Source organism: Myroides sp. LJL119, assembly GCF_054871605.1.
The window spans coordinates 524390-536458 of record NZ_JBTXLO010000001.1 but is presented as its reverse complement, the minus strand read 5'-3'; the positions used below and the strand labels follow the sequence as shown (position 1 = coordinate 536458).

Here is a 12069-nt window from a genome sequence, read left to right as displayed (position 1 = left end):
GATATTTATTTGATAGGTAATTGTCCATAGCCAAGTTTTTCTCTTACTCTATTTAGAGTTTGGGTTGCTACCTTAGAGGCTTTTTCAGCTCCAATTTGGAGAAGTTTATCAACTTCTTCTAAGTTGTTTATATAGTAGTCGTACTTTTGCCTAATGGTGGCAAATTTTTCTACGATTAGTTCATACAGGGCCTGTTTTGCATGACCATAGCCATAATTTCCACCTAAATAATTGTTTCTCATCTGCTCTACTTGCTCAGGAGTTGCTAGGAGTTTGTAGATGATAAAAACATTACAAGTATCTGGGTCTTTAGGGTCTTCTAATGGTGTACTATCTGTCTCAATACTCATTATTTGTTTTCGTAAAGCTTTATCACTTTGAAAAATATTGATGGTATTGTTTCTCGATTTACTCATTTTATTTCCATCTGTACCTGGTACTATCATAACTTGTTCTGAAATTTTTGCCTCGGGTAAGACAAAAGTTTCTCCCATTTGATTATTAAACCTAGTTGCAACATCTCTTGTAATTTCTATGTGCTGCAATTGATCTTTACCTACAGGTACATATTGTGCGTCATAAAGTAAAATATCAGCCGCCATTAGCATTGGATAGTAAAACAAACCAGCATTAACATCGGACAATACCGAAGCTTTGTCTTTAAAAGAATGGGCTAATGTTAGACGCTGATATGGGAAAAAACAACTAAGATACCACGTTAATTCGGTGGTTTGCGCAACGTCACTTTGGCGATAAAATGTGACATGATTAATATCTAAACCACAAGCAAGCCAGGTTGCTGCTACACTATAGGTGTTTTCTTGTAATGTTTTTGCGTCTTTAATCTGGGTTGCGGAATGTAAATTGGCAATAAAAAGAAAAGAAATATTCTCCTTGTTATTAGCCATTTCCACTGCGGGAAGAATAGCTCCTAAGAGATTTCCTAAGTGTGGAGTTCCCGTGCTTTGTACTCCGGTTAGAATTTTAGCCATTGATTTTTGAATTATATAATAAATAGCAAAGATAAATCATTTGTTTTATTAATTATAGAGTTTTGCCAAGGTAATTAGTTGTGTTAGTAAGGTATAAGTTTACTTGAGAATATTCTGTATATGAAATTTTTCTAATTTCTAAGGAATTATTGTGCTTTTTATTTTTATAACACGGGAGTTACCAGAAAGATTTCTAAATTTACTCTTCCAAAAAGTGTATGAAAATTATGAGAGTACTATGTTGGCTTGCTAGTTGTTTATGGAGAATATGGTTTTACATGTGGATGGTAATTGTAATATTGATTCTAAGCCCTTTTTTGTTGTTAGTAATTTGGTCACAAAGACAATATCCATATTTTTATAAACTTGCTCGTGTTTGGGCAATTCTTACTTTTTATGGAATCGGTATGAGGTATAAAGTAGAAAAAAGTTTTTCTTTAGAAAAAGGAGCAAGCTATATGTTTATTGCCAATCATACATCCATGCTGGATATTATGCTAATGCTTATTGTTATAAAACGCAATCCATTTGTTTTTGTAGGGAAGAAAGAGTTAGCAGATTTACCATTATTTGGTTTCTTTTATCGAAAAACTAGCATTTTAGTTGACCGAAACGATACTAGAAGTAGAGTGGGGGTATATAATAGTGCTCAAGAAAGAATAGATAAGGGGTTAAGTATTTGTATCTTTCCTGAAGGAGGAGTGCCTGATGATCGAACTGTTGTATTAGATAATTTTAAAGATGGTGCATTTCGCTTGGCTATCGAACATAAAATTCCTATTGTTCCAATTGCATTTGGTAGATTGAAATATCACTTTCCATTTGTATGGGGTTTAGGATATCCAGGAAGAATTCCAGTGATAATTAATGAACCAATCTTAACTACTAATAAGTTAGCTAGCGAAAAAAGAATTCTAAAACAGCAAGCATATAATGTGATTTACCAACCTGTTAATAGTTGGGAAAAAGAGTTGAAAACCCGTTGGAGTTTATAGAATAAAAAACTAACACTAGTGAAAAAAATTAGAGTCAAGGACTCTTGTGACAGCATAAGATTTACAAGAGATTTTTGATAAATGATTTAGTCAATAGTTTTATTTAGCTAAAGTTTGTATTATTTATCTACTAGATAGACAACTGATGAAATTATATGATTTCTTTCGCTGATAGTAATTACTTTAATGAACTGAGCCCAGTGTTTAACTGGGCTCAGTGCATTAAAAATATAGTGTAATTTTATTTAATTATTTTTGTACTGTAATTAAATGAAAAGTAATTTTTTTTAAGGAAATCAAATTCTAATTGTTATGAATTTTCGTTTTCTTTGATTAATTCTTTAATCTTCGTTTCTAATTCCTCCATTAACTCAGGGTTGTCTTTTATTAAGCCTTTCACAGCGTCACGACCTTGACCTAATTTAGTATCTCCGTAGCTGAACCAAGAACCACTTTTCTTTACAATTTCATATTCAACAGCTAGATCTAAAATTTCTCCAACTTTGGAAACACCTTCTCCGTACATTATATCAAATTCTGCTGTTCTAAAAGGTGGTGCTACTTTGTTTTTTACGACTTTAACTTTCGTTCTGTTTCCAATAATATTTTCACCGTCTTTAATTTGGGTAGAACGACGAATATCTAAACGAACAGAAGCATAGAATTTTAATGCATTACCACCTGTTGTTGTTTCAGGATTTCCAAACATAACGCCAATTTTTTCACGTAATTGGTTAATGAAAAATACAGTACAGTTGGTTTTGCTAATTGTTGAGGTTAGCTTTCTTAAAGCTTGTGACATTAAACGAGCATGAAGACCCATTTTGGAATCTCCCATTTCCCCTTCAATTTCACTTTTTGGTGTTAGTGCTGCAACTGAGTCTACAACTACTAGATCTATTGCGCCAGAGCGAATTAGGTTTTCTGTAATTTCTAAGGCTTGTTCACCATTATCAGGTTGCGAAATAATTAAGTTGTCAATATCAACACCCAATTTCTGAGCATAAAAACGATCAAATGCATGCTCTGCATCTATAAAAGCAGCGATACCACCATTTTTTTGAGCCTCCGCAATTGCATGTAAAGTTAATGTTGTTTTTCCCGAAGATTCAGGTCCATAGATCTCAATAATTCTTCCTTTCGGATACCCACTCACACCCAAAGCAAGATCAATTCCTAAAGATCCTGAAGGAATTACTTCTATCTCTTCCACAGCGGTATCTCCAAGTTTCATTACAGTACCTTTACCGTAGGTTTTATCTAATTTATCTAATGTTAGCTGTAACGCTTTTAGTTTTGCTTCTTTATCTGCACTCATTTTATTGAAAAAATAGGTTCTTAATGAGGTAAAAGTAATACTTTTTGTTTACAATTCAACCAAAGGTAGGTATTATGCTACAAATTATAGCAAATTGTTGTTTCTCCTAACAAGTCTAAGTATAGTTGTAGCTGCTGTTTTTGTTTTATTTGTTAATCAGTTAGTTATGTGATTTTAAAAAAAGAGATCTAGTAGATATACGGGAATAGAAAAATAGCGTATTGTGTTATTTGATATTTTTTAGACTACAGTGGTCTCAGGGTGTTTTTAAAAGAGTCTTTTGCAGGTCTAGGATTGGGAAAAATTAAAAATTACTAAAGGGTTTTTAGCCAGTTATATATAAAAAAATTATCTTTGTCGAATCAAATCCTTCCATTTAGGATTTGATACTAATTATTTATTATCGACTTAAATTGTTTATAGCATGCAACTGTATAACACCCTAAGCGCCGAGGAGAGAGCTTTGCTAATTGAGCAAGCTGGCGAAAAACGTTTAACTTTATCTTTCTACGCATACGCGAAAATACAAGATCCACAAAAATTTAGAGACGATTTATTCCAAGAATGGCATAAGCTTGATGCTTTAGGTCGTACCTATGTAGCACATGAAGGAATTAATGCTCAGATGAGTATTCCTGCTTCTAAATTAGAAGAATTTCGTGAAACCTTAGAAGCCTATGATTTTATGAAAGGTATACGATTAAATGTAGCTATTGAGCAAGATGACTTATCTTTTTTAAAATTAACTGTAAAGGTTAGAAAAAAAATTGTAGCTGATGGGTTGGATGACCATACGTTTGATGTAACTAACAAGGGTATTCATTTAAGAGCAAAAGAGTTTAATGAATTACTAGAGGATCCAAACACTGTTGTAGTAGATTTTAGAAATCATTATGAAAGTGAAGTTGGTCATTTTACAGGTGCAATTACTCCTGATGTAGATACTTTTAGAGAGTCCTTACCTATTATAAAAGAACAATTAGAAAATATAAAAGAGCAAAAAAACTTATTGATGTATTGTACCGGAGGTATCCGCTGTGAGAAGGCTTCAGCGTACTTTAAACATCATGGTTTTAAGAATGTTTATCAATTAGAAGGGGGTATTATTGAATATACTCGTCAGGTTAAGCAAGAGGGATTAGAGAGTAAATTTATAGGAAAGAATTTTGTTTTTGATCATCGCTTAGGTGAAAGAATAACAGATGATGTAATTGCTCATTGTCATCAGTGTGGGGCACCTTGTGATACTCATGTGAATTGTGCAAATGAGGCTTGTCATCTGCTATTTATTCAGTGTGATGATTGTGCAGAAGCAATGCATGGATGTTGTACAACGGAGTGCTTGGAAACAATACAATTACCATTAGAGGAGCAGAAAAGATTAAGACAAGGTGTACAAAAAGGGAATCTTGTATTTAAAAAAGGACGTTCCGAGGCATTAAAGTTTCAAAAAGAACGTAATGTTTTCGAGGAAATTAAACCTGTAAAAGTTAGTACAGTTACTCAAATTAGAAAGAAAAAAATGGAACGACGCGTTTTAGTTGGTAGTGTTCAACATTATTTTACTAAGGCAAGTGTAGGACAAGTTCTTTTAAGTAAAGATTTAGAATTAGGAAATAGGATTGTTATTGTTGGTCCAACAACAGGCGAGGAGTTTATAAACGTTGATAAAATGATGGTTAACGGACAAGAAGTAACTCAAGCCAAGCAAGGAGATAAAATGACTATCCAGTTAGGTTTTAGAGTAAGAAAAAATGATCAAATATTTAAAGTTGTAGAGTAATTAAGGTTAAAGCTTTAGAAAAAAGTAAAATTAATTGATAAGTTGTGGATATTGTTTTTAATCCATTTCTTTGTCCGTATCCTAACTTATAAGGTTTTAAATTATGAGAATATTATACTACTTAAGTACTTGTGATACTTGCAAGAGAATCATGAAAGATTTACCGGATTTGGATACTTTTGAACTAAGAGAAATTAAAAAACAACCTATTTCAGCAAATGAGCTAGATCAGATGTATAAACTTTCTAATAGTTATCAAGCCCTTTTTAATAAAAGAGCACAGTTATATAAGAGTAGAAATTTGAAAAATGCTAATCTGCAAGAACAAGATTTTAAAGATTTATTATTAGAGCATTATACTTTTTTAAGCCGTCCCGTTTTTATTATAGATAATGAAATTTTTATAGGTAATAGTTCTAAAGTTATCCAACAAGTGAAGCAGAAAATTACATATTAATAGTATAAAAAAGAGCTGGAAATATTTTTTTCAGCTCTTTTTTATTTTTTCACAAGGATGTTTTGAAATAAGATTTAGTTGTTAATACACTGGTGTTCAGTAGATTGCCGGATTACTTGTTTTGATTTAAATTGCTTTAAAAGCAGTTTATTTTCAAATAAAGTGAATATCACTAGTTTTTTTAATAAAAAAACCTTAATTTTAGGATACTATAGTTAATTTAAAGATAGATTGCTAATTTCAAAAGAAAATAGTAATGAAATAGGATTAAATATAATTTAAATTAAATTTAACACTTTTAGATGTGACTAAACCACCGTTTAGTTGTCTAAAGGGCATACGAAAGGGAGAAATTGCTATGAAATCCTTTTTAAAATAAGTGTAAACCCAAGCATTAGGGTATGAAATTCCAAATAGGGGAGGTATTTCATGTTTTAAACCTAAACTTGGTTGTTGTTTGAATTAGGTTAGGATTTTAAACAACTAAAAAACTTATCATTGTTTTGGTTTACTTCCAACAATTAACGTTGAGTATGGGTTGAAGTAAAAAGTTAAGTATAGAGGGCTTTTAGCCTTCTATACTTTTTTTTTGTTTAAACAAAAAGGATCTTTTAGTGGCTAAAGGTTTAATTGTGTTGTAAATAAAGTAGTATTTTATAGGAATTATAGGTAGATTATTTGAGATTTTAGTACCTTTGTAGCTATTATTTTTTTAGGATATGATACAATCGATGACCGGTTTTGGTAAAGCTAGTTTGCAATTAGCAACCAAAAAGATAACTGTAGAAGTTAAATCGTTAAATAGTAAAAATTTAGATTTAAATGTTCGACTACCACAAGCTTATAGAGAAAAAGAGCTACCATTACGAAATGTAATAGCCTTAGAATTGGAAAGGGGAAAAGTTGATTTTTCTATGTTTTGTGAGGTGACCGCAGAAGAGACTTCTAATAAAATTAACGGTCCTATTGTAATGGCGTATATCCAACAAATGAAAGAGCTGATTCCCGATGCTGATCAAACGGAATTAATGAAGATGGCTGTTCGAATGCCTGATGCTTTAAAAGTGGAGCGTCAAGAATTAGACGATAATGAATGGCAACAAATTCAGCAAGTAATTCAATCGGCCTTAGCCAATATTAAAGAATTTCGTCACAGTGAAGGAGCTTCTTTAGAGAAGGATTTTTTGATTCGTATTGAAAATATTCATAGTTGTATGGAGCAAATCATTAATCTAGATGTAGAACGTATTATTACTGTCAAAGAAAGATTACGTACCAATTTGCAGGAATTGCAGCTAAATATAGATGAAAATAGGTTTGAACAAGAGATTATCTATTATTTAGAAAAAATGGATATTACCGAAGAAAAGGTTCGTTTAAAAAAGCATTTAGATTATTTTGTAGAAACTTTAAATGGAACCCAGGCTAATGGTCGTAAACTAGGCTTTATTGCACAAGAAATGGGACGTGAAATCAATACCATGGGCTCAAAAAGTAATCATGCAGAAATGCAGAAACTAGTGGTACAAATGAAAGATGAATTAGAAAAAATTAAAGAACAAGTTTTAAATGTTCTGTAATTAAATATAAGTAACAACACGACATTATGACGAAAAAAGGTAAGCTGATAGTTTTTTCAGCTCCCTCAGGATCTGGTAAAACTACAATTGTTAAGCATTTACTTGGGAAGGAAGATTTAAATTTAGAGTTTTCAATATCTTGTACTTCTAGAGAGGCACGTGGACAGGAAATAAATGGAACGGATTATTATTTTATTTCTTTAGAAGAGTTTAAAAAACATATAAAATCTGAAGATTTTCTAGAATGGGAAGAAGTATATCGCGATAATTTCTATGGTACACTTAAGAGCGAAATAGAAAGGATTTGGGCTAAAGGTAAAAATGTTATTTTTGATATAGATGTTGCTGGAGGGTTACGTATTAAGAAGAAATTTCCTGAAGAAACATTGGCTGTTTTTGTTAAACCACCAAGTATCGATGAGTTGAAAATACGACTAAAAAAGCGCTCTACAGAATCAGAGGATAAAATAAACATGCGAATAGCTAAGGCTTCTGTAGAATTGGCAACTGCACCTCAGTTTGATTTAGTTATAAAAAATTATGATTTGGATACAGCCAAACAAGAGGCTTATCAAATTGTGAAGGAATTTATTAAGTAAATAATTAATCATGAAGGTTGGACTTTATTTTGGAACATTTAATCCGGTTCATGTAGGACATTTAATAATAGCAAATCATATTGTACAGTATACTAACTTAGATCAAGTATGGATGGTTGTAACTCCCCATAGTCCTTTAAAAAAGAAAAGGGGACTATTAGAGGATTACCACCGAATTCATATGGTTAATTTGGCATGTCAAGAATATGATTATATTAAGAGCTCTGATATTGAGTTTAATTTATCACAGCCTAATTATACTATAAATACAATGGCTTATTTAAATGAGCGTTTTCCTAAATATGAGTTTAGCTTAATAATGGGAGAGGATAACTTAGATTCTCTGCCTAAGTGGAAAAATTATGAGCTGTTAATGGAACGATATCATTTTTATGTGTATCCTAGGTTATTTAGCGATAAATTAGTTGACAATCCTTTAAGAAGTCACCCCCATGTGCATTTGGTGGAAAAAGCACCAGTAATTGAAATTTCATCTACCTATATACGCAATGGAATCAAGGAATCTAAAAATGTTCGTCCTCTTTTAGATAAGGAAGTCTGGAAGTATATAGATCATAATTTGTTTTATAAAAAATAATAATAAATAAAAAAGGAAACTACGGTTTCCTTTTTTACTTTAAAACAGATATTTTAATATGGAAAATTTTGAATTGTTTAATCCAACTAAGCTTTTTTTTGGTAAAGGAGAAATCCATAAACTAAAGAATGAAATTCCTATTGATGCAAAAGTTTTATTAGTTTACGGTCAAGGAAGTATACATACAAACGGTGTGTATCAACAAGTTTCTACAGCACTAAAGAATCATATTGTTATAGAGTTTGGGGGTATTCAGCCAAATCCTGTTTATGAGACCTTGCAAAAGGCATTAGCTATAATTCATCAAGAGAAAATTGATTTTATACTAGGTGTTGGAGGAGGTAGTGTAATTGATGGGGTAAAATATCTTTCGGCAGCTACCCATTACAAGGGAAATCCTATTGAGATTATTCAAAATAAAATGAATGTAAAATGGGAAACTTTACCTTATGGAGCTGTTTTAACACTACCAGCTACTGGAAGTGAGATGAATTGTGGCGCAGTAATTACTATTGAATCTACACATGAAAAATTGTCCTTTCAGGGAAATGCACTTTATCCCAAATTTTCAATTTGTGATCCTACGGTTATTGGAAGTTTACCAAGCAGACAAATTAGTAACGGATTAGTTGATGGTTTTATACATGTTTTAGAACAGTATTTAACTTATCCTCAAGATGCTTTTTTACAAGATCGTTTTGCCGAAGCAATTTTATCCACCTTTGTTGAGGTGGCACCAAAGGTTTTAAAAGATCCTACAAACTATAGTGCAGCAAGTACCTTTATGTGGTGCTGTACCATGGCCTTAAATGGGTTGATTAGTATGGGGGTAAAGCAAGATTGGGTTACTCACGCTTTAGGGCATGAGTTAACAGTTTTATATGGCATAGATCATGGTAGAAGTTTAGCCATTGTAAATACAAATTTATATCGTGTAATGTTTGATTTTAAACAGCAGAAGTTAGCTCAATTGGGCAAGCAAGTTTTTAAGATAGACAACGGTACTACCCAGGAGATTGCTATGTTAACTTTGGAAAAACTGGATTCTTTTTATCATAGTGTTGGTGTTTCAACTCATTTATCAGATTATACCGATGATTATCTAAATACCAGTGACTTTATAGTGGAACGTTTTAAAGAAAGAGGGTGGGTTGCCATGGGTGAAAGGAAAAATATAACCCTAGATAAAATAGCTCAAATAATACAAAAAAGTTATTAATTAATAGGGTAAGTCTTTTACTTTCAGGTATTTTAATGGATTTAGAAATTGTTTATTAGTTTAAATTTTAGTCTTCTGTAGCGTCTTAGGGATTAAAAAACATAAAATTATATTTAAGTTTCCTAGAAATTGTTTTATGGTATGAAATTATAATATTGTTAATTTTGCTGTTAGTTTTTTCTTAGTTTCATATATTTGTGATTAATCTTGTGTAAAACAGACTAGGTATTTGGTAAATAACATACTGTATTGCTAATTGTTTGCAATAGGTTTTTTACTTACTTTTGGCACAGATATAATCAATATTATGAACGAGTACCCAAAATTTGCGGTAATAGGTGGTGGAAGTTGGGCAACCGCTATTGTAAAAATGCTTAGTGAGAACCTAGGTAAAATTGCATGGTATATCCGAAGTGAGATGGCGATTGAGGAGATTAAGGTAAATCACCATAATCCTAATTATTTGAGTTCGGTAGAATTTGATGTGAATCAACTATATTTAACTAATGATATTAATAAAGCTATTTCTTACGCAGACTATGTAATATTTGCTATTCCTTCTGCTTTTTTAAGTAAAGAGATGGAAAAGGTACATACTAGTTTAGCCGACAAAGTTATTGTTTCGGCTATAAAGGGTATTATTCCCGAGACTAGCTTAATTGTGGGAGAGCACTTTCATCAAATTTATGACATACCATATGATAATATTGCAGTTATTACTGGTCCTTGTCATGCGGAAGAAGTTGCCTTGGAAAGATTATCTTATTTAACTATTGCTTGTCGAAATAAGCAACACGCAAAGATGCTTCAACAGTGCATTAGTAGTCATTATATTAAAGTAAAATTAACCGATGATATTGTAGGAACTGAGTATGCAGCTGTTTTAAAGAACATTTATGCTATTGCTTGTGGGATGGCACATGGATTGGGGTATGGTGATAATTTTCAAGCCTTATTAATGAGTAATGCTATTCGGGAGATGAATAAAGTAATTAAAAAGGTATATAAGATGAAAAGAAATATAAACAACTCTGCTTATCTTGGAGATCTTTTAGTTACTGGTTATTCTTTGTTTTCTAGAAATCGAATGTTTGGTAATATGATTGGAAAAGGTTACACAGTTAAAAGTGCCCAAATGGAGATGAACATGATTGCCGAGGGATACTACGCGACAAAGAGTGCTTATGCCTTAACGCAAAGCGTTGGTGCTAAAACCCCAATTATAAATGCAGTATACGATATTTTGTATAATGGTAAGGATCCTAAAAAAACCTTTAGAAAGCTCACAGAAAAATTAGATTAAATTTTTAATTATCTTTCGTCTTTTTATTTTTTATCGATAAAAAATTGTAACCTACTGATTTTAAGTAGGTTATTTTTTTTAGAAATATTTTCTTTTTTGTTTAATAATGTTGTAAATTGTTGATTTACAGGCACATATTTATCGTTCTCTTGGTGGAGAATTTTATAATTAGCTTTGGACTCATAAAAAAATATTGATATGGATCACCTTGTTAATCACCCTGGACTACTGGGTATTTTTGGCGTTGTTATTTTAGTAATGTTATTACTGGATTTAGGCGTTTTTAATAAAAATAGTCATATAGTATCAACAAAAGAAGCTTTAATCTGGAGTATAGTTTGGATAGGTCTGGCTATGTGCTTTAGTGGTGTAATTTATTATTATATGGACCTTGAAAACTTTGTACGTTTTCAAAGTGCTTACTGGATAGAAAAGGCTTTATCGGTTGATAATTTATTTGTATTTATTTTAGTTTTTACTTTTTTTAAAGTTCCTAAAGTATTACACCATCGTGTTTTGTTTTGGGGAATTATCGGAGCGTTAGTCTTTCGAGCTATTTTTATTTTTGCCGGCGTTGAAATTATTAATTTGACTTATTTACCGGAATTTATTTTCTTAGGTAAGCCTGTTGAAGTTAATGTAGTGTTATCAATTTTTGGAATATTCTTACTTGTTTCGGGGATTAAAAGCTGGTTTGCTAAAGATGAACACGATGAAAATCAAGATTTATCAAAGAACTTTGCAGTTCGTATGGTGCATAAGTTTTTTAAAGTATCACCTGATTATGATGGAGAAAAGTTTTTTACCATTCAAAATGGTGTCAAGATGGTAACACCTTTGTTTGTCGCCTTAATGGTAATAGAATTTACGGATTTAATTTTTGCTGTAGATAGTATTCCAGCCATTTTCGCTATAGCACCTGATGATCCTTTTATTTTATATACATCTAATATTTTTGCGATTCTAGGATTACGATCATTATATTTTCTCTTAGCGAATTTTATGAATAAATTTTCTAAATTAAAATACGGATTAGCTATCATTTTGTCTTTCATAGGAGTAAAGATGATTATATCTCCATTGGTTCATATAGAATCTATGGTTTCATTAATGGTTATTGCTTGTGTACTTGTATTGTCGGTTGTTGCTTCCTTTTTAACTGCGCCTAAAACAACAAATTAATAGAGTTGTCCTTATTGATCAGCGAGATAATAAATATTTACTT

The 12069-nt window shown here is 31.5% G+C and carries 11 protein-coding genes; 9 read left to right on the top strand and 2 right to left on the bottom strand.

Annotation, left to right across the window (positions count from 1 at the left end; translation table 11 throughout):
- Positions 1–5 precede the first annotated feature (5 nt).
- Positions 6–992, bottom strand: coding sequence for a tryptophan--tRNA ligase (gene trpS, locus ACYSNV_RS02390; protein WP_461760958.1), 987 nt, complete (start codon positions 990–992; stop codon positions 6–8).
- A gap of 227 nt (positions 993–1219) precedes the next feature.
- Here trpS and ACYSNV_RS02385 point away from each other — a divergent pair, with 227 nt between their 5' ends.
- The gene (locus ACYSNV_RS02385; protein WP_461760957.1) at positions 1220–1987 is read left to right on the top strand and encodes a lysophospholipid acyltransferase family protein; all 768 of its coding nucleotides are present in this window, start codon (positions 1220–1222) and stop codon (positions 1985–1987) included.
- 310 nt (positions 1988–2297) lie between these two features.
- Here ACYSNV_RS02385 and recA read toward each other — a convergent pair whose 3' ends face one another.
- Entirely contained in the window at positions 2298–3305 is a 1008-nt protein-coding gene (gene recA, locus ACYSNV_RS02380) for a recombinase RecA (protein ID WP_461760956.1), read from the bottom strand.
- A 424-nt stretch (positions 3306–3729) separates the two neighbouring features.
- Here recA and trhO point away from each other — a divergent pair, with 424 nt between their 5' ends.
- The 8 genes from trhO to ACYSNV_RS02340 all read left to right on the top strand — a co-directional run bounded on the left by trhO (position 3730) and on the right by ACYSNV_RS02340 (position 12026).
- Positions 3730–5088, top strand: coding sequence for an oxygen-dependent tRNA uridine(34) hydroxylase TrhO (gene trhO, locus ACYSNV_RS02375; RefSeq protein WP_461760955.1), 1359 nt, complete (start codon positions 3730–3732; stop codon positions 5086–5088).
- Between the two features lie 103 nt (positions 5089–5191).
- Complete coding sequence (locus ACYSNV_RS02370; RefSeq protein WP_461760954.1) at positions 5192–5545, top strand: arsenate reductase family protein; 354 nt, start codon at positions 5192–5194, stop codon at positions 5543–5545.
- 731 nt (positions 5546–6276) lie between these two features.
- On the top strand, positions 6277–7125 hold the full coding sequence (locus tag ACYSNV_RS02365; protein ID WP_461761071.1) for a YicC/YloC family endoribonuclease: 849 nt from the start codon (positions 6277–6279) through the stop codon (positions 7123–7125).
- 26 nt (positions 7126–7151) lie between these two features.
- Entirely contained in the window at positions 7152–7724 is a 573-nt protein-coding gene (gene gmk / locus ACYSNV_RS02360) for a guanylate kinase (protein WP_461760953.1), read from the top strand.
- 10 nt (positions 7725–7734) lie between these two features.
- Positions 7735–8322 (top strand): nicotinate (nicotinamide) nucleotide adenylyltransferase, encoded by a 588-nt coding sequence (nadD, locus tag ACYSNV_RS02355; protein ID WP_461760952.1) that lies wholly within the window; start codon positions 7735–7737, stop codon positions 8320–8322.
- 58 nt (positions 8323–8380) lie between these two features.
- Positions 8381–9541, top strand: a complete 1161-nt coding sequence (locus ACYSNV_RS02350) for an iron-containing alcohol dehydrogenase (RefSeq protein ID WP_461760951.1) — start codon at positions 8381–8383, stop codon at positions 9539–9541.
- 307 nt (positions 9542–9848) lie between these two features.
- Positions 9849–10844 carry an NAD(P)H-dependent glycerol-3-phosphate dehydrogenase gene (locus ACYSNV_RS02345; RefSeq protein WP_461760950.1) on the top strand — a complete coding sequence of 332 codons (996 nt, stop codon included), beginning with the start codon at positions 9849–9851 and terminating at the stop codon, positions 10842–10844.
- Between the two features lie 198 nt (positions 10845–11042).
- Complete coding sequence (locus ACYSNV_RS02340; protein ID WP_461760949.1) at positions 11043–12026, top strand: TerC family protein; 984 nt, start codon at positions 11043–11045, stop codon at positions 12024–12026.
- Positions 12027–12069 lie beyond the last annotated feature (43 nt).

Excerpts from the sequence above, each read along its gene's own strand:
- recA (WP_461760956.1), bottom strand. The coding sequence starts at position 3,305 with ATGAGTGCAGATAAAGAAGCAAAACTAAAAGCGTTACAGCTAACATTA.
- ACYSNV_RS02350 (WP_461760951.1), top strand. The coding sequence starts at position 8,381 with ATGGAAAATTTTGAATTGTTTAATCCAACTAAGCTTTTTTTTGGTAAA.
- gmk (WP_461760953.1), top strand. The coding sequence starts at position 7,152 with ATGACGAAAAAAGGTAAGCTGATAGTTTTTTCAGCTCCCTCAGGATCT.
- ACYSNV_RS02370 (WP_461760954.1), top strand. The coding sequence starts at position 5,192 with ATGAGAATATTATACTACTTAAGTACTTGTGATACTTGCAAGAGAATC.
- nadD (WP_461760952.1), top strand. The coding sequence starts at position 7,735 with ATGAAGGTTGGACTTTATTTTGGAACATTTAATCCGGTTCATGTAGGA.
- ACYSNV_RS02385 (WP_461760957.1), top strand. The coding sequence starts at position 1,220 with ATGAGAGTACTATGTTGGCTTGCTAGTTGTTTATGGAGAATATGGTTT.
- ACYSNV_RS02340 (WP_461760949.1), top strand. The coding sequence starts at position 11,043 with ATGGATCACCTTGTTAATCACCCTGGACTACTGGGTATTTTTGGCGTT.
- trhO (WP_461760955.1), top strand. The coding sequence starts at position 3,730 with ATGCAACTGTATAACACCCTAAGCGCCGAGGAGAGAGCTTTGCTAATT.
- trpS (WP_461760958.1), bottom strand. The coding sequence starts at position 992 with ATGGCTAAAATTCTAACCGGAGTACAAAGCACGGGAACTCCACACTTA.
- ACYSNV_RS02345 (WP_461760950.1), top strand. The coding sequence starts at position 9,849 with ATGAACGAGTACCCAAAATTTGCGGTAATAGGTGGTGGAAGTTGGGCA.
- ACYSNV_RS02365 (WP_461761071.1), top strand. The coding sequence starts at position 6,277 with ATGACCGGTTTTGGTAAAGCTAGTTTGCAATTAGCAACCAAAAAGATA.